28 protein-coding genes are annotated in these 23,126 nt (G+C 68.3%); 8 read left to right on the top strand and 20 right to left on the bottom strand.

What is annotated here, in order from left to right; translation table 11 throughout:
- The first annotated feature begins 12 nt into the window (after positions 1 to 12).
- The 3 genes from ACQHIV_RS09720 to ACQHIV_RS09710 all read left to right on the top strand — a co-directional run bounded on the left by ACQHIV_RS09720 (position 13) and on the right by ACQHIV_RS09710 (position 1,899).
- A complete protein-coding gene (locus ACQHIV_RS09720; RefSeq protein ID WP_427893148.1) occupies positions 13 to 723 on the top strand; it encodes a class I SAM-dependent methyltransferase in 711 nt (236 codons plus the stop codon).
- A 109-nt stretch (positions 724 to 832) separates the two neighbouring features.
- Positions 833 to 1,114, top strand: coding sequence for a GNAT family N-acetyltransferase (locus ACQHIV_RS09715; protein WP_427896447.1), 282 nt, complete (start codon positions 833 to 835; stop codon positions 1,112 to 1,114).
- 29 nt (positions 1,115 to 1,143) lie between these two features.
- A complete protein-coding gene (locus ACQHIV_RS09710; protein WP_427893147.1) occupies positions 1,144 to 1,899 on the top strand; it encodes a class I SAM-dependent DNA methyltransferase in 756 nt (251 codons plus the stop codon).
- Here the strand turns inward: ACQHIV_RS09710 and ACQHIV_RS09705 are convergent.
- The 6 genes from ACQHIV_RS09705 to ACQHIV_RS09680 all read right to left on the bottom strand — a co-directional run bounded on the left by ACQHIV_RS09705 (position 1,875) and on the right by ACQHIV_RS09680 (position 5,905).
- A complete protein-coding gene (locus ACQHIV_RS09705; protein ID WP_427893146.1) occupies positions 1,875 to 2,405 on the bottom strand; it encodes a zeta toxin family protein in 531 nt (176 codons plus the stop codon). The genes ACQHIV_RS09710 and ACQHIV_RS09705 overlap by 25 nt on opposite strands.
- Before the next feature lie 49 nt (positions 2,406 to 2,454).
- Complete coding sequence (locus tag ACQHIV_RS09700; protein ID WP_427893145.1) at positions 2,455 to 3,378, bottom strand: S66 peptidase family protein; 924 nt, start codon at positions 3,376 to 3,378, stop codon at positions 2,455 to 2,457.
- Between the two features lie 34 nt (positions 3,379 to 3,412).
- Positions 3,413 to 3,904 (bottom strand): N-acetyltransferase family protein, encoded by a 492-nt coding sequence (locus ACQHIV_RS09695; protein WP_427893144.1) that lies wholly within the window; start codon positions 3,902 to 3,904, stop codon positions 3,413 to 3,415.
- Entirely contained in the window at positions 3,901 to 4,482 is a 582-nt protein-coding gene (locus ACQHIV_RS09690) for a dihydrofolate reductase family protein (protein WP_427893143.1), read from the bottom strand. Before ACQHIV_RS09690 ends, ACQHIV_RS09695 begins: the two co-directional genes overlap by 4 nt.
- Before the next feature lie 67 nt (positions 4,483 to 4,549).
- Positions 4,550 to 5,389: a helix-turn-helix domain-containing protein gene (locus tag ACQHIV_RS09685; protein WP_427893142.1), complete on the bottom strand. Its 840-nt coding sequence runs from the start codon at positions 5,387 to 5,389 to the stop codon at positions 4,550 to 4,552.
- A 21-nt stretch (positions 5,390 to 5,410) separates the two neighbouring features.
- Positions 5,411 to 5,905: a DinB family protein gene (locus tag ACQHIV_RS09680; protein ID WP_427893141.1), complete on the bottom strand. Its 495-nt coding sequence runs from the start codon at positions 5,903 to 5,905 to the stop codon at positions 5,411 to 5,413.
- Between the two features lie 54 nt (positions 5,906 to 5,959).
- On the opposite strand from ACQHIV_RS09680, the gene ACQHIV_RS09675 reads away from it, so the two are divergent.
- Entirely contained in the window at positions 5,960 to 6,364 is a 405-nt protein-coding gene (locus ACQHIV_RS09675; protein ID WP_427893140.1) for an NUDIX domain-containing protein, read from the top strand.
- Positions 6,365 to 6,433: 69 nt separating this feature from the next.
- Here the strand turns inward: ACQHIV_RS09675 and ACQHIV_RS09670 are convergent, their stop codons facing one another.
- Positions 6,434 to 6,700, bottom strand: a complete 267-nt coding sequence (locus ACQHIV_RS09670; RefSeq protein ID WP_427893139.1) for a hypothetical protein — start codon at positions 6,698 to 6,700, stop codon at positions 6,434 to 6,436.
- 200 nt (positions 6,701 to 6,900) lie between these two features.
- On the opposite strand from ACQHIV_RS09670, the gene metG reads away from it, so the two are divergent.
- Positions 6,901 to 8,349, top strand: a complete 1,449-nt coding sequence (metG, locus tag ACQHIV_RS09665) for a methionine--tRNA ligase (protein WP_427893138.1) — start codon at positions 6,901 to 6,903, stop codon at positions 8,347 to 8,349.
- 4 nt (positions 8,350 to 8,353) lie between these two features.
- Here the strand turns inward: metG and ACQHIV_RS09660 are convergent, their stop codons facing one another.
- Entirely contained in the window at positions 8,354 to 9,058 is a 705-nt protein-coding gene (locus ACQHIV_RS09660) for a methyltransferase domain-containing protein (protein WP_427893137.1), read from the bottom strand.
- Between the two features lie 79 nt (positions 9,059 to 9,137).
- Here ACQHIV_RS09660 and ACQHIV_RS09655 point away from each other — a divergent pair, with 79 nt between their 5' ends.
- The 3 genes from ACQHIV_RS09655 to ACQHIV_RS09645 are packed head-to-tail and all read left to right on the top strand — an operon-like array spanning position 9,138 to position 11,834.
- On the top strand, positions 9,138 to 10,058 hold the full coding sequence (locus ACQHIV_RS09655) for an aminoglycoside phosphotransferase family protein (protein ID WP_427893136.1): 921 nt from the start codon (positions 9,138 to 9,140) through the stop codon (positions 10,056 to 10,058).
- Position 10,059: 1 nt separating this feature from the next.
- Entirely contained in the window at positions 10,060 to 11,178 is a 1,119-nt protein-coding gene (locus ACQHIV_RS09650) for a phosphotransferase family protein (protein ID WP_427893135.1), read from the top strand.
- Positions 11,179 to 11,189: 11 nt separating this feature from the next.
- Complete coding sequence (locus ACQHIV_RS09645; protein ID WP_427893134.1) at positions 11,190 to 11,834, top strand: GNAT family N-acetyltransferase; 645 nt, start codon at positions 11,190 to 11,192, stop codon at positions 11,832 to 11,834.
- A gap of 4 nt (positions 11,835 to 11,838) precedes the next feature.
- On the opposite strand, the gene ACQHIV_RS09640 is transcribed toward ACQHIV_RS09645, so the two are convergent.
- The 12 genes from ACQHIV_RS09640 to ACQHIV_RS09585 all read right to left on the bottom strand — a co-directional run bounded on the left by ACQHIV_RS09640 (position 11,839) and on the right by ACQHIV_RS09585 (position 23,112).
- Entirely contained in the window at positions 11,839 to 12,867 is a 1,029-nt protein-coding gene (locus ACQHIV_RS09640; RefSeq protein WP_427893133.1) for a Clp protease N-terminal domain-containing protein, read from the bottom strand.
- A 73-nt stretch (positions 12,868 to 12,940) separates the two neighbouring features.
- Positions 12,941 to 13,501: a TetR/AcrR family transcriptional regulator gene (locus ACQHIV_RS09635; RefSeq protein ID WP_427893132.1), complete on the bottom strand. Its 561-nt coding sequence runs from the start codon at positions 13,499 to 13,501 to the stop codon at positions 12,941 to 12,943.
- A 69-nt stretch (positions 13,502 to 13,570) separates the two neighbouring features.
- A complete protein-coding gene (locus ACQHIV_RS09630) occupies positions 13,571 to 14,320 on the bottom strand; it encodes a class I SAM-dependent methyltransferase (protein ID WP_427893131.1) in 750 nt (249 codons plus the stop codon).
- Between the two features lie 13 nt (positions 14,321 to 14,333).
- Positions 14,334 to 15,050: a hypothetical protein gene (locus ACQHIV_RS09625; RefSeq protein ID WP_427893130.1), complete on the bottom strand. Its 717-nt coding sequence runs from the start codon at positions 15,048 to 15,050 to the stop codon at positions 14,334 to 14,336.
- Positions 15,051 to 15,064: 14 nt separating this feature from the next.
- Complete coding sequence (locus tag ACQHIV_RS09620; protein ID WP_427893129.1) at positions 15,065 to 16,498, bottom strand: hypothetical protein; 1,434 nt, start codon at positions 16,496 to 16,498, stop codon at positions 15,065 to 15,067.
- Positions 16,499 to 16,543: 45 nt separating this feature from the next.
- Positions 16,544 to 17,215, bottom strand: coding sequence for an HAD family hydrolase (locus tag ACQHIV_RS09615; protein WP_427893128.1), 672 nt, complete (start codon positions 17,213 to 17,215; stop codon positions 16,544 to 16,546).
- Positions 17,216 to 17,335: 120 nt separating this feature from the next.
- Entirely contained in the window at positions 17,336 to 17,680 is a 345-nt protein-coding gene (locus ACQHIV_RS09610; RefSeq protein ID WP_344195381.1) for a VOC family protein, read from the bottom strand.
- An 81-nt stretch (positions 17,681 to 17,761) separates the two neighbouring features.
- Entirely contained in the window at positions 17,762 to 20,110 is a 2,349-nt protein-coding gene (locus tag ACQHIV_RS09605; protein ID WP_427893127.1) for an ATP-binding cassette domain-containing protein, read from the bottom strand.
- Between the two features lie 14 nt (positions 20,111 to 20,124).
- Positions 20,125 to 20,535 carry a VOC family protein gene (locus tag ACQHIV_RS09600; RefSeq protein ID WP_427893126.1) on the bottom strand — a complete coding sequence of 137 codons (411 nt, stop codon included), beginning with the start codon at positions 20,533 to 20,535 and terminating at the stop codon, positions 20,125 to 20,127.
- Positions 20,536 to 20,544: 9 nt separating this feature from the next.
- Complete coding sequence (locus ACQHIV_RS09595; RefSeq protein ID WP_427893125.1) at positions 20,545 to 20,988, bottom strand: helix-turn-helix transcriptional regulator; 444 nt, start codon at positions 20,986 to 20,988, stop codon at positions 20,545 to 20,547.
- 22 nt (positions 20,989 to 21,010) lie between these two features.
- Positions 21,011 to 21,547 (bottom strand): dihydrofolate reductase family protein, encoded by a 537-nt coding sequence (locus ACQHIV_RS09590; protein ID WP_427893124.1) that lies wholly within the window; start codon positions 21,545 to 21,547, stop codon positions 21,011 to 21,013.
- The gene (locus ACQHIV_RS09585; RefSeq protein WP_427893123.1) at positions 21,544 to 23,112 is read right to left on the bottom strand and encodes a hypothetical protein; all 1,569 of its coding nucleotides are present in this window, start codon (positions 23,110 to 23,112) and stop codon (positions 21,544 to 21,546) included. The genes ACQHIV_RS09590 and ACQHIV_RS09585 overlap by 4 nt, the downstream gene beginning before the upstream one ends.
- Between the last annotated feature and the right edge of the window lie 14 nt (positions 23,113 to 23,126).

Raw genomic sequence — 23,126 nt, 5'->3', positions numbered from 1 at the left:
TAGGAACGGCCCATGCCTTCCGCACAGGATCCCGAGCCGGGTCAGTACGACGCGTTCGCTGCTGCGTACTCCTCAGCCAACGACAACAGCCTCTACAACGCCTATTACGCGCGGCCGGAACTGCTTCGGATGGCGGGTGACGTGTCGGGCCTTCGGGTGCTCGACGTTGGATGCGGCGCCGGTCCGTTGAGCAAGCAGTTGCAGGACAAAGGTGCCGATGTCTCGGGGTTCGACGGTAGTGCCGCGATGATCGAGTTGGCGCGGCAACGATTGGGCGATGACGTCGACCTCAGGATTGCAGACCTGGCTGCCCGGCTGCCCTACGGTGACAGCGAGTTCGACCTGGCGGTTGCGTCTCTGGTCCTGCACTACATCAAGGACTGGACGCGGCCGCTTGCCGAGTTGCGGCGGGTGCTGAAACCAGGAGGGCGGCTGCTCGTGGCGACCATGCATCCCACCGTGTACGCCGTGGGCCATTCGGACGCCGACTACTTCGCGCTCACCCAGTACTCCGACGACTACGAGATGGACGGTCAGACAGTGTGGATGACCTACTGGCACCGTCCCCTGCACGCCGTCTTGAACGCCTTTATCGACGCAGGCTTCCGCATCTCGAAGGTGAGCGAGCCACCGCCGGCCGCCGACACTCCCCCAGAGCTCCTGCCCACCGAGGACGGACGCTCGTTCATCTGCTTCCTCTTCCTCGAACTTACGTCTGTGTGACGCTACTCCCCTGCTCACCAGTTCAGCTGGTGGCTACGGTGCTCCAATGAATGCGGTACGGAACCAGTGGGCTGTATCTCTTCGTCGCTGAGGCTGGGGCGGCAGGCTCATTGGGCTCGTGGCCGCGTCCGTCCAGCCTCGGCCGAAGCAGGCCATCGCTTCCTATGACGGTCCCGTGATGCGGGTCAACGACCTTGTTGTCAGGGCCTCGTATCGTCGGCATGGGATCGGCGCCATGCTCATCGGACGGCTGGAAGAGTTGGCCCGTCAGGAGGATGTCGTCGCGATCACGCTGCAGGTGCACAGCCAGAACGACACAGCTGGAAGCTTCTATGAACGGCAGGGCTTCCGGCCGGTCCAGGTCGAGATGCGGAAAGACATCGCGCCCTGACCCGGGCGAGTTTAGGGAGCGTGTGTCTCATGAGTGAGCAGTTCTACTCGGACGCGAAGTTGTACGACCGGTTGTTTCCTGGCGGCGAGCAGGCTGTCGACTTCTACCGGGCCGAGGCCGATCGGCAAGCCGGGTGTGTGCTGGAACTTGGGTGTGGCACCGGGCAGAAGTTGATCCCGATTGGGTTGGACGGGCGTCCGTGCACAGGTCTGGAGCTCTCGCCGGAGATGCTGGCTGAGGCTCGGCGGAAGGCCGGCGAGCGGGGCGTGGAGATCGAGTGGGTGCAGGGCGACATGCGCGAGTTCGACCTGGGAAGGACCTTCGATCTCGTGTTCATCGCGGCCAATTCGCTGCTCCATCTGCAGGAAGCCGAGGACCTGGTGGGCTGCTTCCGGTCGGTGCGAAAGCACCTGGCGCCCGGGGCACGGCTCATCTTCGACGTGTTCAACCCGAGCGTGCACATGCTCGCGCAGGCCGACGGCGTTCGACGCAGGCGCGACGCGTTGTCGTACGTGGATCCCGATCGTGGCGTGGTGCACGTCGACGTCGCGGAGACCTACGACGCGGCCGCGCAGGTGACGCGCGGCAGGTGGTACTTCTCGACCGATTCCGAGGCCGACTTCGTGGTTGCGCCGCTGGAGATTCGGAGCATCTTTCCCCGGGAATTGCCGTTGCTGCTGGCGCTCGGCGGTCTCCGGGTGGTCGAACGCTTCGGCGACTGGTCTCGTACGCCGTTCGCCGCCGACTCCGCGCTTCAGCTCTACGTCTGCGAACCGGACTGCTGAATCTTCTCGAGCATGAGCGTGGCGACTTGTTGTGGGTCTTCGCCGTCGACTGTGATGACGATGTCGCCGACGCCGCGCTCGGTCATCAGCTGGTGCAGTTCGACGCTGCGGTGCAGGTGCCAGGTCAGGGATTCGCCGGACTCTCGGCGACGTAGCCGCTCGTGGAGCCGGTCGAGTGGTACGTCCAGCCGGACGACGACGATCTGGGCGCCGGGCAGCGCGGCTTCGTAGTCGGTGCGCTGGTCGGGATGTTCGACGATGTCTGTCAGCAGCAGCCAACGGGCTCCGCGTTCCGCGAACTGGGGCCAGATGGCGCTGAGGTTGGTCAGTCCGAGCTGGGTGTGGAACGGATCGTTCGAGTCGTCCGGCCACAGGGCACGGAGGTTGTCGAGATCGAGTGCGGCGACGGTCTCACCTTGCCGGGCGAGTTCTTCGGCGAGAACCTGCATGGTCGTGGTCTTGCCGGCGCCGACCGGACCGGTGATCACGACGGCGACGGGCTGCATGCGGCAATTCTCACAGGTCCAGCGGACGGTTAGCTCGCCCTCCCCCGGTTCAGCTGACGCCTGGGGCGACGGTCAGTGTGCCTGCTGTTGGGTTGATTGTTGCTTGGGTGCCGAGGGGCACGGTGGCGGGTTGGGCGCCGTGGCCGATGGGGAGACCTCCGAGGACTGGGACGTTGAGGTTCGACAGGCGGTCGCGGAGGACGTCTACTACGGTCCAGCCGTTGATCAGGTCGTCCTCGAAGCCGGTGATCCGGCCTACGGCGACGCCCCGGAGGCCGTTGAGTAGGCCTGATCTGATGAGCTGGGTGAGTTGGCGGTCGATCATGCCGAGGCCGGTGCCGTGGTTCTCCTCGATCAGGAGGATGCCGCCGTCCAGGCTGCACAGGTCGACGCCGATGGAGCAGCGGAGGGCGTCGAGGTTGCCGCCCATCAGGAAGCCTGTTGCGGGGTCGCCTTTGGTGAGGACGGCGCTCAGTTCGTTCGGATTCTGGCGTACGACGATGTCGTCGGTCGTCATCAGTGCGCGGCGCAGGGCCTCGGCGCACTCGGGACCGCAGTTCGGTTCGTACCAGCTCATGGACGGCCCGTGGATCCCGGCGAGGCCGGTGTGTTTCCACAGGGCGAGGTGCAGGGCGGTGATGTCGCTGAAGCCGATCAGCGGTTTAGGATCGCGGCGTACGGCGTCGAAGTCGAGGCCGTCGGCGATCCGGTACGAGCCCTTGCCGCCGCGGGTGGCGAAGATCGCCCGTACTCCCGGATCGCGGATCGCGTCGTTGAGGTCGGCCAGGCGGTCCTCGTCGGTGCCGGCGAGGTAGCCGTGGATGTCGAAGGCGTGCGTACCGAGCTCGACCTGGAGGCCCCAGCTCGTGACGAGGTCCACGCCGTGCGCGACCAGTTCGCGGTCCGGTGTGCTGGCCGGGGAGACGAAACGGACGCGGTCACCGGGATTCACATGCGGTGGGCGGAGGGTCATGGTCCGGAAGTGTGGCACTGTCCACCGACAGGCATCACGGTCGATGGACGAAGCCGAGGTAGTCCGCCCCGGCCGGTCCTGGACGTGAGGTGCCGTCGCGGGTCCAGCCGTGGTGTTCGTAGAAGCGGATGGCGCGAGGGTTCCGCGCCCAGACGTCGACCTCGCCGACGGCGTCTGCCTGGCGGGCGACGGAGACGAAGCGTTCCATCAGGGCGCTGCCGACGCCGTTCGACCATTGGCCTGGCTCGACGAAGATCCCGACCAGCCGGACACGTGTCTCGTCAGGCGCGTTGGTCGGAAACACACCATTGGCATCCAGCGTGATCACCCCGACGAGGTCGTCGCCCGAGACAGCTACCAGTACGGCGAGACGCGAATCCGCCACCATCTTTCGCCAGGTCGCGCGGTACTCGGCGTCGGGAACGGCAGCCACCTCATAGCCGCCGGCGCCGTAGTACGCCGCCCGCGACCGGGCGTGCAGCTCCGCCAGCGCATCAGCGTCGCCGGGTGCTGCGTCCCGGATCAACGGCGTACCTGATAGCGCAGGTGAAGCACGCGGTTGCCTTGGATCACGACGTCCGGGTCCGCGAGCAGATGCTGTGCGTCGACCGAGCCGAAGTAGCGTTTGCCGGAGCCGAACACGACGGGTACGACGTCCATCCGCACCTCGTCGACCAGGCCCGCGGCAAGCGCCTGTCCCCCGACGTCGCCGGCGGCGATCTCGACCAGGCGGTCCCCCGCCAGCTCCTGCGCCTTCGCCACGGCCGCCTCGATGCCGTCGACGAAATGGAACGGAGCCTCCGGGTTCCAGCCGTCGGGCACCGGCCGGTGCGTCACCACGACCACGTGATCGACCCCGGCCGGAGGCGTACCGTCCCAGCCGTCGGTCAGGTCGAAAACGTGGCGGCCGGCAACCGTCACACCGATCTGGTCCCAGTACGGGCGGATGTAGTCGTACGACGTCTGCGACACCTTCAGTACGCCGCTGTCGTCCAAGGGGACGTCACCGCTGGTCAGCCAGTCGAACAGCGGACCGGGCTGGTCGTTGTCGTCGGCGACGAAGCCGTCGACCGACACCGAGCTGTACATGACGACCTTGCCCACGGAGTACTCCTCTGCTGTTCGGGTGTCCTCAAAGTAGCGTGTCGTGGGTTGTCGTTCTTGTACGAAATCAATCGGCCGGCAGCGGCCAGCTGTCCAGGACATGGCCGGGATGTTCGCGCAGGAACCGGCGCCTGACTTCGACGTACCGGGTCGGCGTGAGTCCGGTGAACTCGCGGAACTCGTGGCCGAAGTGGGCCTGGTCGAAGTAGCCCGCTCCCCCGGCGAGTTCGCCCCAGTCGATGGGTACGGCGGGGTCGATCGCGAGCACTGTGGTGGCGAAGCGGTACGTCCGGGCCAGCCGCTTCGGCGTGACGCCGACGAGTTGCTTGAACCGTTGTGCGAGATGGGTGCTGCTGACACCGGCGGCTGAGCTGAGGTCGCCGATCGGCACTGCCCCGCCGGTTGTCGCGATGAGATTGCTCGTATGACGGACCAGCCCGAGGCCGGCGGTCTCGTGCAGTCGCCGCATCAGCTCATCCTCGAGCAGGGTGAGCATCTCGTGCGGTTCGTACGCCGTGGCCAGTCGGTCTCGCAGCTCAGCGACGGCCAGGTGGCCCCAGATGTGTTCGAGCGTCACTGGCCGGTCGCAGAGTTCGGCCGCGGGCATCGGCAGGAACGGCGCCGGGCCCCACGCCTTGAAGTGCACGCCGACGGACCGGGTCTCGGCCGGGTAGCCGAACTCGAACGCGCGGGTGGGGGTGGTGATCACGCAGCCGTCGGCGTACTCGGAGGCCTCGAGGTCGGTGCCGGCCCGGATCCGGAACGGCGCTCCCAGGTTGACGATGAGCAGCGCGCCGGGCATCGGCGGCAGCATCAGGCGGGCGTACGGCGGGGTGCCCTCAAGGTAGTAGAGGTCGTCGATCAGCCCGTCGAGCGGCGGCCGCGGGACTCGGGACACGTACTCCACACGTACAGAATGCCAGCAGCCTCAGTATCCGCGGGCGCCGTCGAGCTGCTCGCGCAGGATGTCCAGGTGGCCGAGGTGGCGGGCTGTCTCCTCGATGAGGTGGGTGAGGATCCATCGCACCGACACCGGGGTGAACTGCGGTGGCGTGAACTCCTGCATCGCGTCGAGAGTCAGTCCTGCGACGATGCGCCGTGACTGCGCGCACTCGGTCTCGTAGACGCTCACCAGGTCGGCGATCGCGCGACCGCCGGGCTGCCAGCCGCCGTCTGGTTGTCGTGCGAAGGGTTCGTTGGCGAGGGAGGGGAAGCTGCCGGCGAACCAGTCGTGTTCGGTCTGTCGGAGATGCGAGACGACACCGGCGACCGTCATGAGTGGGGATGTGTCGAGCAGGGCGTGGTCAGCGAGGTTGCTCGGTAGGCCGTCCACCTTTCGGCGTACTGTCGCTCGTTGCCAGTCGAGGAAGCCGGTCAGCACGCCACGCTCGTCAGCGGCACCGTCGGGAAACGCACGCTTCACCTGAGGCAGTCTTGCACGCCGCGGGTGTCGGTGGGCGTGTTTAGAGTGCGGTGCATGATTCGGATTGCGGTGGCTGCGCTGGTGCGTGACGGGCTTGTGCTGTTGGTGCATCGGCACCCGGAGCGGCAGGTGTATCCGGACTGCTGGGATCTTGTCGGCGGGCATGTCGAGCCGGGCGAGTCGCCTGAGGAGGCCGTACGTCGAGAGTGTCTGGAGGAGCTCGGTGTCGGGATCCACCAGCCGCTGCCTGTCCCCTACAAGGTGGCCGATCCGAAGCTCGACATGCGGGCCTTCCTCGTCAGCCGCTGGGACGGCGAACCTGTCAACGCGGCCCCTGACGAACACGACGACCTCGCCTGGTTCCGACCCGACCAGCTCGAGACCCTGAATCTGGCCCACCCAGCCAGCCTCCCGAGCATCCGGAACGCCATCAGCTCAGATCCTTCCGCATCAGGGTGATCCGGGTCTCGTACCGGGTCACGGACCCGTCCGGCGCCTGCTGATTCCAGGAGGCGAGCTCACTGCCGGTCACCGCATAGCCGCGGCGCTCGTACAACCTCCGCGGCCGCGAGTTGTTGTCGTCGACACCCAGCTCGACCCACCGAACTCCTCGATGCCGCCGACCGGTACGTCGGACGGTGGGCATGCGGCCAGGTAGTCGACCTCGCCGAGGCGGGCTCGGTGGATGGCTTCCGCCAGGTACGTGATATCCGTCGTGGTGCCGTACCAATCGCACGCGGGCAGGTCTGACGACGTCAGGGCGCGGATGGTGAGTGCAGATACAACCTCGTCCATGGGGAGCAGCTTGGCAGGGAATTGGTTCGTCGGGGGGTGGGTGAGGCGGTAGCCTCGGAGGCATGGTTGCGGCGCGGCGAATGATGGGACCCCTGGTGGGTCTTATCGTCGTGCGCTGAAGTCAGCCGGTCGAGTCCCACGGTGGTGGGGCTCGGCGTGCTGTGGGCCTCCTGCCGATGTGTCAGGAAGGACACCCACTCGTGTACATCACCACCGCACTCCCCTATGTGAATGCCGCTCCCCATCTCGGGCATGCGCTCGAGTTCGTACAGGCTGACGTGCTCGCCCGGCATCGGAGGCTCCGCGGGCAGCCGGTGCGATTTCTGTCCGGTACCGACGACCATGCGCTCAAGAACGTGCTCGCCGCCCGCGACGCCGGCGAGCCGGTGGCTGAGTTCGTCAACAACGCGGCCGACAGGTTCCAGGCACTCCAGGACGTTCTGGAGCTGAGCTGCGACGACTACATCCGTACGTCGTCAGACCCGCGACACCGCCCCGGCGTCGAATACCTGTGGGAGCGCTGCGCCGCCGCGGGCGACTTCTACCGGCACACCTACACCGGCCTGTACTGCGTCGGCTGCGAGCAGTTCTACGAGCCGGACTCGATCTGCCCGGAGCACGGCGTACGGCCCGAGCAGGTAACCGAGACCAACTGGTTCTTCCGCCTGTCCAAGTACGGCGAGCGGATCAAGGACGCGATCACCTCCGGCGCGCTCACGATCAACCCGCCCCAGAAGCGCAACGAAGTACTGGCGCTCATCGACAACGGGCTGCAGGACTTCAGCGTCTCCCGGCCGGCGGATCGCGCGGGCGGGTGGGGCATACCGGTCCCCCACGACCCCACCCAGGTGATCTACGTCTGGTGGGACGCCCTCACGAACTACGTCACCGCGCTCGGCGTCGACCGTCAGAGCGAGGACTACAAGACCTGGTGGGCCGGCGACGGTGAACGCGTGCACGTGATCGGCAAAGGCATCACGCGCTTCCACGCCGTGTACTGGATCGGTCTCCTGCTCTCGGCGGGCCTGCCGCTGCCGACGACGATTCACGTCCACGACTACGTCAACGTCGGCGGCGCCAAGCTCTCGAAGAGCACCGGCAACGTCGTCGATCCCGTCGAGCTGGTCAGCGCGTACGGCGTGGACGCGGTGCGCTGGTGGATCGCCCGCGAGGTCCCGCTCCTCGGCGACACCGAGTTCACCGTCGAGCGCCTGATCCAGGCCTACAACACCGACCTGGCCAACGGGATCGGCAACCTGTCCAGCCGTACGGCGACCCTGCTGAACAGGTACTACGACGGACGCCTCGACAACGACGACCACCCCGTCAACGGGCCGACCTGGAGCACCGCCGACCTCGACACCGCCTGCGCGGCTCTCCCGTCCAAGATCGACAGCGCCCTCACCACCGCCGACTTCCGGACGGCAACCACACACCTGGTTGCCACCGTCAACATCGCCAACCAACTCCTCAACGCGGCAGAACCGTGGAAGGCGCTGAAGAACCCGAACAGCGACAACCACCAGATCCATCGTCTCCTCAGCCACGTCACGGAGGCCTGCCACACGATCACGAGGGAGCTCACCCCGTTCTGCCCAACCGGCGCCGCCCAGCCGGGCGGCACGGTGGTCTTCAAACGCCTCCCCTGACAGATCAGGAAGCCTCGAGTACGAAGAAGATGAAGCTGATGAACCGCGGCCGCTGCACGTGCTTCAGCTCGTCCGGGATCAGCTCGCGCGGTGTGTCGGGGTCGATCGGCGGTTCGGCGATGGTCGCGACCCGGAAGCCGGCGGCGTTGAACGAGTCGATCATCGTCTGGAACGGGCGGTGCCAGTTCGTGTAGACGACCGTGCGGCCGTCGTGTTCGGCGTCGTACGTGAACTCGACGACGTCGAAGTACTCGCCGTCCGGGTTCAGGGCGGTGTACAGGATCGGGTGGTTGACCGACAGGATGAGACGGCCGCCGGGCTTCAGGACGCGGCGGAGTTCGGCGAGCGGCTTGGTCCAGTCCTCGAGGTAGTGCAGGACCAGCGACGCGACGACGTCGTCGAAGGCCGCGTCGTCGTACGGGAGCGGCTCGGCGAGGTCGCCGACGGTCAGGTCGATGTCGTCGCCGAGCCGGCGGCGGGCGAGCTCGACCATCGCGCTGCTCTGGTCGAAGCCGGTCATGATCGCGCCCCTGTCGCGAAGTGCGGCCGCCAGCGGGCCGGCGCCGCAGCCGACGTCGAGGATGCGGCGGCCGGTGACGTCGCCGGCGAGGTTCAGCATCGCCGGCCGCTCGTAGTGGCCGTTGAGCAGATTGGTCTCGTTGTCCGTGGAGTACGCCTCGGCGAACTCGTTGTAATCGGTCTTCGGCATCACCCGATCCAACAGCACCCGGCCGGTCGTGTCGAGAAAACCGGAGGCCCGGCCGTGGCATGTCGGGCATGCTGTCCGCATGAGTGAGACACCGGATCTTGGTCCTGTGCCGGAGCGCATCGAGGTCGAGGCGACGCAGGTACGCCGGCTCGTGGCGGAGCAGTTCCCCCGCTGGGCGGAGCTCGACGTACGGCCGGTGGCCAACGGCGGATGGGACAATCGGACGTTTCACCTAGGTACCGATCTGATCGTGCGGCTGCCGAGCGCGGCCGAGTATGCCCAGGCGGTCGAGAAGGAGCACCGTTGGCTCCCGGTGCTCGCGCCGCTGCTGCCGTTGCCGATTCCGGTGCCGCTGGGACTGGGCGAGCCGACGGCGGACTACCCGTACCCGTGGTCGGTCTACCAGTGGATCGACGGGGTGACCGCGGCCGCGGACCGGATCGCCGATCCGGTCCGGTTCGCGGTGGACCTGGCCGAATTCTTGGTCGCGTTGAGGAGCGTCGACACCACCGACGGACCTCAGCCCGGCATTCACAACTGGTACCGCGGCGGCACGCTGCGTACGTACGACAAGAACACCCAGGCCGCCCTCGCTGAAGACGAACTCGCCGGCCACGTCGACGTCGCACTGGCCCGCGAGATCTGGGCGGACTCGCTCGACGCACGCTGGGACCGGGTGGACCGCTGGTTCCACGGCGACATCGCCGAGGGGAACCTGCTGCTGAACGACGGGCGGTTGGCCGCGGTCATCGACTTCGGGACCTGCGGGGTCGGCGATCCGGCGTGCGACCTCGCGATCGCCTGGACGTTGCTGAACGCCGACGGCCGGCGGGCGTTCCGGGACCGGCTGGCGGTGGACGATCCGACCTGGGCGCGCGGCCGCGGCTGGGCACTCTGGAAGGCACTCGCCACCTATCGGTCTTCGTACGACGATCCCGCGGAAGCAGCGCCGGCCAAGCAGGTCCTTGACGAGATCTTCGCCGAGTACCAGGGCCGCTGACGTGCACCATCCGCTGACTTACGAGCGACGTGACGCCGTACTCGACGGCCTGGCGCGCATGTGGGGACATCGGCCCGTCGTGGTCGACGCGCAGCAGGTCGGCCACGAGTGGGCGCCGGTGACCCGGCTGGTGTTCGAGCACGACGAGCCCGTCATCGTGAAGACGCGGCGGGTGGACGGCGTGGGCCACGGTGGGCCGGCGTATCTGCGGCGCGAGGTCGCGGGGTTGCGTACGGCGGAGGTCAGCGGGGTCGCCGCACGGGTGCTCCTGGCAGACGACCAGGCCGGTGTCGTCGTCCAGTCGGATCTCGGCAGGTGGCCGACACTCGAGACCGTCCTGCTCGGCGACGACCCGGATCGTGCCGCGGCCGCGATGGTGGACTTCGCGCGGACGATCGGGCGGCTGCACGCCAGCACGCGAGACCGTCGTACGGACCATGAACTGGCGCTCGCGGAGTTCGGGTCCGCGGACGTCACGACCGGCGAGGAGGCCGGGACTGGCGGGATCGACCGGTGGGGCGTCGTCGAGACCGCTTGTGCTGATCTGGGTCTGCCGGACGCGCGGAGCGCACGGGACGACATCGCGTTCGTGCGCCGGCAGTTCGACGAACCGGGCCCGTACGCCGCACTCGCGCACCACGACATCAACCCGACGAACGCGCTGGTGACCGACCACGGCGTACGGCTCGTCGACTTCGAAGGGGCGCGGTTCGGCCATATTGGGTTCGACGTGTCGTTTCTGCACTATCCGTTCCCGCACTACAGCGCGCACTGGAGTACGTTGCCGGAAGCAATCATCCGGGCGGCCGACGATGCCTATCGCGGCATCGTCACGCTGGACGGGCTCGACGAGGCGATCGCGGTCGGTGCGGCGGCGGCCCTCGCCAGCCGCGTGCTCCGGCTGCCACTTGTTGCCCGAGACGACCAGTCGGCCCACGACAGCTGGCGCCGGCGCGGTCAGATCGTCCAGCAGATCGGCGTGTTCGGGTGGCTCGCCGAGCGTGCCGGGATCCTGCCGGAGCTGGCACGCTGGTCCCGCGAACTCGCGGCCGCGATGACGGCACGGTGGCCCGACGCCACCAATCCCCCGCCGCGCCTGTTCCCCGCTTTCGACCGTTAAGGTGCCCTGTGATGCTGAACTATCCCCTCCTCGATGTGCGTGTCAGTACGCCGTTGCTCGAGCTGCGCGCCGCCACCGACGAGCTGCTGGAGCAGTTGGTGCCCGTGGTGCACGCCGGCAAGATGAGCGCGGAGCCGTCGCCGTACGACGACCCGATCGCGTTCCACGAGGACGACCCGGATCTCCGGGTGGCCAAGTGGTTGCGCGCGATGTGGCGTGGTCGCGGGATCGTCGAAGCCGACCGGTGGCGGATGAACTTCGTGGTCGTCGTCGACGGCGAGCCGGTCGGCATGCAGGACGTCATCGGCGTGAGCTTCTCGACGTTCGGGACCGTCACGTCGTTCTCCTGGCTGTCCGCCGACCACCGCGGCCGCGGGATCGGCAAGGAGATGCGGCAGGCGATCCTGCACCTCGCGTTCGAGGGGCTCGGCGCGAAGGAGGCGGGCAGCGACGCGTTCGTCGACAACCTGGGGTCGAACGCGGTCTCACGGGCCCTCGGGTACGAGCCCAACGGGTTCGACTGGGCGACGCGCCGCGGCGAACCCGTCCTGCTCAACCAGTGGCGACTGACGCGGCAGACCTGGGAACAACGCCGCCGTGACGACATCGAACTCCACGGCGTCGAGGCCTGCCACGCGCTGCTGCCGTTGTCCTGAGCAACTACTCCGCGAGCCGCGCGGCGATCTCGGACCTGATCGTCTCGTGCAGCGCCTCGGACGTGAAGCCGAGACCGCGCAGGACCTGCGCGGCGCCGCTGTCCTCGACGCGGATCAGGCCGAGGAGCGTGTGTTCGGTGCCGACCCAGTCGTGCCCGAGCTCGCTCGCCGCGCGGAGCGTCTCCTTGATCGCCTCCTTGCTGTCCTGCCCGAACGCGATGTGCCCCGGCAATGCCTCCGCCCCGGGGGCCGGCAGCGCCGCCTCGACCGCGTCGCGGACCTGCCGGCCGTCGGCGGTGAGTACGTCGTACGCCAGTCCTCTCGGCTCCGACAGGAGGCCGAGCAGGAGGTGTTCGGTCGTGATGAGGTCGTGCTTGTGGGTGCGGGCGGCCTCCTGGGCGAGGACGATGCAGTGCCGGTTCAGGTTGGTGTACCGCGCGAAGACGTCGGACGTGCGCGCCCTCTCCGCGCTCTTCCCGGACACGCCGAGTGCGTCGCCGATCTCGTTCCAGGAGGCGCCGCTCAGCTTGGCCTCGCTGACGTAGTGGTCGACGAGTTGCTCGCCGAGATCGGTCAGCGCGCGGGCGCGGCGGCGGGCCTCGGCGATCCGGGTGAGGTCGTCGGCGTCCGGGTGGTCCTCGTACAGGCCGGCGATGAGTTCGCCGAGGGTGATGTTCAGTGCTTCGGGTGCTGCCATGGTGTTGTCCTGTCCTTTGAGAAGGGCAACGAGAGAAGTGATGACCTCACGGGCCGCGGCCCGGTCCGCCTCGACGTCACGCCAGTACGACAGCACCTCGTCGGCGGCGTCCTGCGGAGTGGCCGCGCGGATGATCGCCGCGATCCGCGGCAGCGGTACGGCGGCCGACCGGAGCCGGGCCACCAGGCGCGCCTGGTCGACCTGGTCGTCGGTGTAGTACCGGTAGCCGTTGAACCGGTCGACCGAGGCGGGCGTCAGCAGGTCGAGTTCGTCGTACAGGCGGAGCGCCTTGGGGGTCAGCCCGGTGGCCCGCGCGAACTCGCCGATACTCAGCACGTCGGTCCCATCCTCTCGACTGCGGCGCCGGATGCGCCTGACGCCGACCCTCGGCATTCCCCCAAGGTCAAGGTCAAGCGCGGCTGCGGTACTTGAGCAGGCCGTCGACGCCGCGCCGGAAGGTCTCGCAGATGGGGTCAGGGTCGGTCAGGCAGCCGGCCGTCATGGCGCCGTCGCGAAGCATCACGAAATGCCGGGCGGCGGGCTCCGGGTCGGGCTTGCCGGTCGCGGTGAACAGCTCGGTCATCGTGGCGAGGAACCAGCCGCGGTGCTTGAGCACGGCCTGGTGCACCGGGTGGGCCGGATCCGGGTACTCCGCGGCGGCGTTCAGGAACGCACAGCCCCGAAACCCCTTGCCCTTGATGTCGCCGGCGATGTCCTCGGCGACCTTCCGAATCACGTCATCAGCACTCGCCTCGGCCGACCGGGCACCCTCCAGCCGCGCCCGTATCGCGTCGTCCGCCGCGGTCAGGTACGCAACCGTCAGATCGTCCTTACTCGGAAAATGCCGGTACAGGGTCGCCCGCGTCACCTGCGCCTCGGCAATCACCCGATCAACCCCGACCGCATGGATCCCCTCGGCGTAGAACAACCCGGTCGCCGTACTCAACAACCGCATCCGCGCTTCCGACATCCACTTCCCCTTCTCCTCGACGTACCACCTCCGAGAATAGCAGATAGAACGATCGGTCTCGGGGTTCGGTCACCCCGCGAAGGTGGCTTTCCAGAGCTCGACCGAGGGCCAGTTGGCGGCCCAGTCGGGGGTGACGTAGTCGTACTCGGACTGGACGTCGGGTGGAGCGACGTACTCGGTGAACTCGTCGATCGTGAAGCCGTTGCTGCGGAGGAGGCCGATCATCGGGCCGGTGGGGAGCTGGAAGTGGGTGCCTCCGTCGGAGCGAGCGATGCGGGTGATGTCGCCGTACGGACGGCTGAGGTGGCGGGTTGCCACTGGTGCCTCGGGAGCTGTGCAGAGTTCCAGGAGGGTGGAGTTGCGGAGGAAGATCAGTTGCCCGCGAGGGCGGAGAAGTCTGGCAGCCTCGGGGATCCAGAGCGCGGGGTCGCACCAGCTGCTCGCGCCGTATTCGCTGATCGCGAGGTCGAAGCTGTCGTCCGGCAGTGGAACGTCCTCGGCGTTGCCGTGGATCAACGGGAAGTGCAGCCCGGTCCTCTCCTGCAATGCGCGGGCGGTCGCCAGTTGCGAGGCTGAGTTGTCGATACCGACGGGGCGGCCGCCGGCACGCAGTACCCACGCGCCGATGTACGCCGTACCGCAGCCGAGGTCGATCACGTCCTTGCCGGCCAGCTCCGGCAGAACGTGCAGCTCGGTCTCCGGTGTCGCCCAGATCCCCCAGTGCGGCTCAGCGGCCCACTGCTGCTCGGCGCGACTGCTGAACCAATGGCTGTGCTGCTCGTCCCAGAGGGCTTGGTTGCGTTCCGCGTGGGTTGACATGCGCAGGAGTGTGTCAGAGGCCGATGATCGAGTTGACGGTCGCGAGGAGGGCGTCTGGGTCGGTGTACGGCGTTGGTGTGCCGTCGGGGGCGGTCAGGATCCAGGCGTCGTTCCAGGTGACGGTGTAGACCTCGTGCCGGTAGTTCTCGAATTCGATGAACTGTCCCTCGCGCCGCGTCGGCCTGGTCACCCGGGAGGCAAGCAACTGCGGCCGGGCGAAGCCGCGGTGTGGGGCCAGGTGGCCGTCGTCGCCGCGGAAGCGGGCCTTGAAGTACGGGCGGGGCTCGGTGCGGTTCCACCGCGTGCCCTGCACGCCGGGCGCGCGGTTGTGGCGGTAGCTGGCGTCCCGCACATCCTCGTCCCCGGCGAACTCGCAGCGGTACGCCGGTACGACGGACCGCACCGCGGCGTGCAGCTCCGGGGCGTCCGGGTACTTCTGGTGGACCGCCGGCGACAGCGCGACCACCAACGAGAACCCGTACCCGGGATGGCTGAACCCGTCGACGGCCACCAGCGGCTGGTCGCGCAGCAACTCGGCGCTGTGCTCCCGGCAGAACGTCAGCAACGCGACCGCGAGACCTTCGTCGTACGAATCCAGCGCGAAGGCCTCGAACGCGTGCTTCCCCGAGAGCGCCGCGGTCGAGTCGAGCCCCGGCGCCGTACTCCAGTGCCAGGCGTCGGTCATCCCGGCAAGCGCCGGCCGGTCCGAGTACATCGCGCGCAGATCCATTGCCCAGACACTACTCAGTCAAGGATCAACAGCTCCGCGAAACCACCGTCGACCGTGATCACAGCGCGCCCGGAGGAACGCAACGGAACCGGCACCAGCCGTCCGGTACGCCGGTCCACGCGGAGCAACTGCTTGCCGTGGGCAAACGTCAGCGTGATCTCCTGACGGCCCCCGGCCGCGAACCCGCCGGTCGCGTCGAAGTCGCCCGACGGGTTCGGCGCGATCAGCCCGTTCAGCACCATGAACGCGCGCCGCCCCGGCCGCCACCCGACCCCCGGCAACGGGCGGAACGACCCGATCAGCACGTCCCCCGGATGCCCGTCGTTCGCGCCGCCGATGTCCCGCGAGCTCACGTCGACGATCCCGTCCGGATCCGGCGTGAACGAGTCGATCCACTCCGGCTTCCGGTTCGGTACGACGGCGCCAGCCGGATCGCGGTGTACGCCGGTCACGAAGTGCACGTCCTGGGTCAGCAGTTGCACCAGGTACGGCGACAGCGTGCGGCTCTGCCGGACAATGTTCGCGAGCTGCCCGAACTGCGGCGAGTGACTCCCGTCCGGCCGGTTCAGCAGGAACACCGCCGGGTCGAGCTCCCACCGGAAGTACATCACCCAGCGCGCGCCCATCGTCCACGGCATGAAGTACAGGAACGCCAGCTCCGACTCCGACGGCACGTAGTTGTACGCGTCGTTCGCGCCGCCCTTGAAACCCTGCGAGTAGTGCCCGAACGCGATCGGCCGCCGGTAGTCCCCGTCCAGCCCGGCCAGCGCGACGCGCCGGTAGTGCGCGATGTCGTCGTACGGGTCGCTGACGTTTCCGGTCTCGTACGGCGTGGGCGTCTGGAAGTGGTACCAGTCGGTGGTGATCAGGTCCGGCTTGGCGTACTCGACGTACGTGTGCAGCTGCGGCTCCGGCCAGAGGACGCCGGGCTGGTTGTTGTGGACGAGTACGTCGTCGCCGACCTGCGCGCGGATCACGCCGTACCACTGGCGGAGCCATTCGACCATCTGCTCGCTGTACGACTCCTCGTCGCCGACGTTGAACGTGAGCAGGTTCTTCGCGTTCGCGCGCTGCGCCGGGGTCCAGAGGATCTGCTCGTCCGGCGCCGGGCCGCGGTTGAGCGAGGCCCAGCTGTTGTCGTCGCGCGGGTACCCCGCGACGCCCCATGGCGTGTTCCGCGGTAGCGCGTTCATCAGCGCCGGGTTGTAGAAGTCGCGCTCGTAGAACGTCGGCTGCGTGAACGACGACTGCAGCCATTCGGCGGCGGTCGGGGTGTACCGGCCGGTCTGCGGGGTCGTCACCCAGGCGCCGGTACTCAGGCCGCGCTTCAGGAAGACGCGGTACGGGCGGGTGAGTTCGAGGGTGGGGGCGGAGGCGTGGGCGGGAAGCGCGGTGGCGCCGGCGGCCGCGGTTGCCAGGGTCAGGCCGAGGAAGTCGCGTCGTCTCATGGCCGAGAATCCTGGCTTGTCCTGACATGGAAGGCAAGAGCCTGTTCAGGCCGTTCTGCGGGCGTCGACTCCGTGCCGGTCGAAAAGCGCGTGCAGGGTGTCGTGGCCCTGGGCGAAGTCCCATTGGCCGGCGCGGAGCCCGGCGGTGCGGGCGCCGGTGATGTTCTTCGCGATGTCGTCGACGAACAGGATCGTGTCCGGGTCCGCGCCGATCCGGTCGGCGGCGCGGGTGAAGAACGCCGGGTCGGGTTTCGCGACGCCGAGGTCGTACGAGTAGCAGCTCACGTCGAACAGTTCGTCGTACCCGAGCGCCGTACGCATGTGTGCGCCGCGGTACTTCTCCTGGTTCGTCCCCAGGTGTACGCCGTACCCGTTCCGGCGGAGCGCCCGGACGATGTCGAGCGACTCCTCGATCAGCACGATGTTCTTCCAGACCGCGTCGTACACCTCGCCCACCGGCGTGCGTACGCCGTACCGCGCGAGCGACTCCGCGAGCAGCGGCAGGTAGTCCCCCTCACCCGCAAGCATCGGCAACTCGTCGGACCACGTCTCGTGCAGAAACTCCTCCGCCCGCTCCCCCAGATACGGCTCCATCGCCGCACACCAACCACCCGGCAGATCCTGCAACACCCCATCCGCATCCAACAACACATGCCGCACCGCCGCCTGCCGGCCGCGGTTGGTGGTCGGCAGGCGGCGATTGGTGCGCTCAGTCATGCACCAGATGATGCCCTACCGGTTCCTCTTCGGGCAGTGGTGATTCCACCGGGGGGTTCTGGGGGGTGTCGTGGGTGCCGTAGAGGGCGGCTCGGACCTCCGGGGGGAGGGTGCACATGGTCAGGACGGGTCCTGGAGGAGGCCGAGGACGTTGCCGTCGGGGTCGGTCACGAGGGCGACCAGGCGGCCGTTCGAGACGTCCTTCGGCGGGGACTTCAGGGTGCCGCCGGCCTCGACGATCGCCTTGATCCGGTCCTCGATGTCGGTCACGTGCCAGTGTGCGACCGGCGCGGTCATGTCGCTGTTCGGCACCAGCCCGATCTGCTGGCCGGCAGCCTCGAACCCGACGTAGTACGGCGAGTCCGCGACCGGCTCGACCCCGAGCAGCGCGGCGTACACCGGCTTGGCCTTCTCGAGGTCCGTGACCGGGTGCAGGATCGTCTGGACGCCTTGTGTGGTGGTCATTTTCGTCATCTCCAGTTCAGTGGTCTTCCAGCACCACCAACGCTATTTCCGGACCACCACCGGCTGCTTCTCGATTCCTGATCAGTTGACGTACTCGGCCAGATGCTTCCCGGTCAGCGTCTTCGGCTTCGTGATCAGCTCCGCGGGCGTGCCCTCGAAGACGATCTTGCCGCCGTCGTGGCCGGCGCCGGGGCCGAGGTCGATGATCCAGTCGGCGTGCGCCATGACGGCCTGGTGGTGCTCGATCACGATCACGGACTTGCCGGCGTCGACCAGGCGGTCGAGAAGGCCGAGGAGTTGCTCGACGTCCGCGAGGTGCAGGCCGGTGGTGGGCTCGTCGAGGACGTAGATGCCGCCCTTCTCCCCCATGTGCGTGGCCAGCTTCAGCCGCTGGCGTTCACCACCCGACAGCGTCGTCAGCGGCTGCCCGAGGGACAGGTACCCGAGCCCGACGTCCGCGAGCCGCTCCAGGATCTTCTCCGCGGCCGGCGTCCGCGCGTCCCCGTCGGCGAAGAACGGCAGCGCCTCCGACACCGGCATCGCCAGTACGTCGGCAATGTTCTTCCCGCCGAACGTGTACTCCAGCACCGCCGCCTGGAAGCGCCGTCCCTCGCACTCCTCGCACGGCGTCTCGACGGTCGCCATCACGCCCAGCTCGGTGTAGATCACGCCCGCGCCCTTGCACGCCGGGCAGGCACCCTCGGAGTTCGCGCTGAACAGCGCCGGCTTCACCCCGTTCGCCTTCGCGAACGCCTTCCGGATCGGCTCCAGCAGACCGGTGTACGTCGCCGGGTTCGACCGCCGCGACCCACGGATCGCGCCCTGGTCGATCGCCACCACGCCGTCCCGGTCGGCGATCGACCCGTGGATCAGCGAACTCTTCCCGGACCCCGCGACCCCGGTCACCACGGTCAGCACACCGAGCGGTACGTCGACATCGACGTCCTGCAAGTTGTTCAGCGACGCCCCGCGGACCTCCAGCACCGACGACGCCGACCGTACCGAATCCTTCAGCGACGCGCGGTCGTCGAGGTGCCGCCCGGTCAGCGTCCCGCTGGCCCGCAGCTTCTCGACCGTCCCCTCGAACACCACCTCACCGCCGCCGGAGCCGGCTCCCGGCCCGAGGTCGATCACGTGGTCCGCGATCGCGATCGTCTCCGGCTTGTGCTCCACGACCAGGACCGTGTTGCCCTTGTCGCGCAACTGCAGCAGCAGTTCGTTCATCCGCTGGATGTCGTGTGGGTGCAGCCCGATCGTCGGCTCGTCGAACACGTACGTGACGTCGGTCAGCGACGACCCGAGGTGCCGGATCATCTTCGTCCGCTGCGCCTCGCCGCCGGACAGCGTGCCTGCCGGGCGGTCCAGCGACAGGTACCCGAGGCCGATGTCGACGAACGCCTGCAGCGCCTCGCCGAGCGCCTTGAGCAGCGGCGCGACCGACGGCGCCTTCAGCTTCCGCACCCAGGCGGCCAGGTCGGTGATCTGCATCGCGGTCAGGTCCGCGATGTTCAGCCCGTCGATCTTCGACGACCGGGCTTCCTCGCCGAGCCGGGTGCCGCCACAGTCCGGGCAGGTCGTGAACGTCACCGCACGTTCCACGAACGCGCGGATGTGCGGCTGCATCGCGTCCACGTCCTTGGACAGGTGCGAGCGCTGGATCGACGGGATGATGCCGGTGTAGGTGAGGTTGATGCCCTCGACCTTGATCTTGGTCGGCTCCTTGTAGAGCAGGTCGTGCAGTTCCTTCTTGGTGAACTTCTTGATCGGCTTGTCCATGTTGAAGAAGCCCGAGCCGCGGAAGATCCGCCCGTACCAGCCGTCCATGCTGTAGCCGGGGACGGTGAGCGCGCCTTCGGCCAGCGTCTTCTCCGCGTCGTACAGCGCGGTCAGGTCGAAGTCGGTGACCGAGCCCATGCCTTCGCAGCGCGGGCACATGCCGCCGGCGTACACCTGCTCGCGGACGACCTTCTTCTCACCGGCACCCTTGTCGGCGGTCATCGAGCCGGTCGCGGTCCGCTTGGGGACGTTGAACGAGTACGCCGTGGGCGGGCCGATGTGCGGCTCGGCGAGTCGGCTGAACAGGATCCGGAGCATCGCGTTCGCGTCGGTCGCCGTACCGACGGTGGACCGCGGGTTCGCGCCCATCCGCTCCTGGTCGACGATGATCGCGGTGGTCAGGCCGTCGAGTACGTCGACCTCCGGGCGGGCCAGCGTCGGCATGAAGCCCTGCACGAACGCGCTGTACGTCTCGTTGATCAGCCGCTGCGACTCGGCCGCGACGGTGCCGAACACCAGCGAGCTCTTGCCGGACCCGGACACCCCGGTGAACGCGGTCAGCCGGCGCTTCGGGATCTCGACGCTGATGTCCTTCAGGTTGTTCACCCGGGCACCGGTCACCCGGATCAGGTCATGGCTGTCTGCGGCATGCATGCGTCGGTACTCCTTCAGCGGGCCTGGTTGATCCGGACGTGGTTGCCGGCCGGGTCGCGGAACGCGCAGTCCCGGACGCCGTACGGCTGGTCGACGGGCTCCTGGATGACCTCCGCGTCGGCGGCCTGCAGCCGGTCGAACAGCGCGTCGACGTCGTCGGTCTGCAGTACGACGGTCGCGTACGTGCCCTTGGCCATCATCTCGAAGATGGTCTTCCGCTCGTCCTCGGTGATGCCCGGGTCGACGGCCGGCGGGGTGAGCACGATCGAGGTGTCCGGCTGGCCGGGCGGGCCGACCGTGATCCAGCGCATCCCCTCGTACCCGACGTCCATCCGGACCTCGAAGCCGAGCAGGTCGCGGTAGAACGTCAGCGACTCCTCGGGATCGGTGTGCGGCAGGAAGCTGTTCAGGATCTTCAGGCTCATGGGGTCACGCTACGTGCCGGAGGCCTGGGTTGCTTCTCGATTCCTGATCGGTCGGGTCACCTGTTTCGCGACACACGAGGGAATCCCGACGGTGGCGTCGGCCGCGGCGTCCTTGTAGACACTCGGCGGCATCCCGACCAGCTCGGTGAACCGGGTGCTGAACGTGCCGAGCGACTGGCACCCGACCTCGAAGCAGACGTCGGTGACGCTCATCCCGCCGCGCCGCAGCAGCATCATCGCGCGTTCGATCCGCCGGGTCATCAGATACCCGTACGGCGACTCTCCGTAAGCGCGCTTGAACTCGCGGCTCAGGTGCCCCGCGGACATGTGCGCACCCCGGGCCAGCGCTTCCACGTCGAGCGGCTGGGCGTACTCGCGGTCGATCCGATCCTTCACGCGCCGCAGCCGCGCCAGGTCCTGGAGGCGCTGCTCGTCCGTCGTCCCGCTACCCACAGTGGAAATCCTGCCATAGGAGTCACAGAACCTGATAGAAGAGGAAGACGACCTGCCCCTTGCGTTCGACCCCGTCCAGCCGCAGTCGCGCCTCCCCCGGGAACAGCGGCTTCCCGCCGGCCAGGAGCACCGGCGTGATCCCGACGACGACGCGGTCGAGTACGCCGGCCGCCGCGAACGCCGCCGCCAGCCCGCCACCGCCCGCGACGAACACGTCCTTGCCACCCGCCGCCTCGACCATTGCCGGGTGCTCGGCGGCGACGTCGGTCGCGAACGACAGGTTCGCGCCGGGGACCTTCGGCAGGTCGGTGCGGTGGGTGAAGACCCAGGTCGCGCGGTCGCCGTGCGCCTGCTGCCAGCGTTCGGGGTGTTCGAGCAGCTCGGCGTCCCGGAGGATCGCCGCGTACGTCGACGCGCCCATCGCGACCGCGCCGACGCCGTCGAGGAACGTGCTGAAGTCGCGGTCCTCGGGCGGCAGGTCGTACAGCCAGTCGAGCTCGTCGTCCGGGCCGGCGACGAAGCCGTTCAGGCTGGAGGTCATCAGGTACGTCGTACTCATCGGGCTCCCCAGTTGAGGTAGGCGACGTTGGCGAGCAGCCAGCCGAAGCCGATCGCCTGCTGGCCGTCGCGTTCCGGGGTCGGCTGGTTGCGGTTGTAGAGGGCCAGGCAGTGAGCATGCACCTGCGGGTCCCACGGTGTCACCTGCATCCAGCGCGGAGCCTGTGCCGCGACCGACGGTCCACCGAGCGTGCCGCCGCCGACGGTGGTGTGGATCGCGGGCAGCCCGTCCGCGTCGGTCGCTGCGACGTTGCGGGTGAACGTCCGGGCGATCCGCTCCATGTCCCGGCCCGTGAACGCCAGCTTCGCGCGGAACGCCCGTACGGCGAACTCGACGTCGATCGCGCCGTGGCTGATGTCCTCGAACTGCCGCGCCGGGCCGCCGGAGGGCGTGAAGATCGAGACGTCGGTCTCCGGGTCCCCGGTCTTCGCGAAGCCGTCGTAGATGCGTCCGCCGGCCGGCCAGTAGTGCCAGACGTACGCGTCCCCGCTGTTGACGGTGTACTGCGCCGCGAGCATCCGCCCCATCGCCGCCACCTTCGCCCGGTACGACGGGTCACCGGTGACCAGCGCGAGTTCGACGAGCGTCTGGCCGAGGCCGACGGACTGGTTGATCGGCTGCTCGCATCCGTCGTACGGCAGCGGTTGGGCCCTCGGCCAGATCAGGTACCCGCCGTCGTGATACTCCCAGTCGTGGACGGCAACCGCCTCGCGGCAGGCGGTCAGGTACTCGGACGCTTTCCTCCAGTACCGGCGGCGCAGTACCGGTGAGCTCGCGACGATCCGGACGAAGGCGGCGATCGGGTACGTGATCATGCCGGTGTGGACGGCGAAGATCACCGGCTTGCAGTGCATCTGGTAGGTGCCCAACGCCGGTACGGCGCCCGGCCCCGCCCCGCGATCGGCGGCGGTCAGCTGCAGCGGACCAGGCGCGGCCGCGTAGATCCGGGTGACCGCGTAGTCGGGGCTCGCCGGGTCCAGCGAGAGGTCGATGTGCGTGACGGAACGGTTCACCGAGGTGTTGTCGAGACGGACCGTGAACGTGTCGGGGCGACTTCCGGCGCTGACGGTGACGGTCGTGTCCTCGGCGTACGACAGCGCCTCGCGCAGGTCGAGCAGCGGCCGACCGTTGCTGTCGGCAAGTGTTGCGTAGCCGGTGGTGTACGGATGGTCGGCGCGCCACGCGGGCAGCGAGAGCCCGCGATAGTCGGTGACGCCACGCGCACTGTCACGTACGCCGAGCACCTGGTCGACGTTGTCGATCAACCGGTCCAGGTAGTAGGTGTCGCGGTACGTCTCGTACATCCGGACCAGGCCGAGCAGCACGTACGACTGACTCCAGGCGAGCATGCCCGACCGGCCGTCGCGGTTCGTGTTGTCGTTCGGCTGGTCCGGCTGGCCAGGACCGCCCTTCTGGAACAGGCGGTCCCAGTCATCGAACGTCTTCCGTGCGGTGTAGTCGACCCCGTCAGCGTACGCCGGGAGCGCGTTCCCCACGGCTCCGGCGACGGCGCCGGCGGCGGTGAGGCGGAGGAGGGTACGGCGGGACGGGCGGATCTCAGGCATGGCGGTGCCTCCAG

Source organism: Kribbella polygonati (assembly GCF_050320105.1).
GTDB lineage: Bacteria > Actinomycetota > Actinomycetes > Propionibacteriales > Kribbellaceae > Kribbella.
Note: the sequence above shows the minus strand (reverse complement) of the source record. Positions and strands in the feature narration are given on the sequence as shown.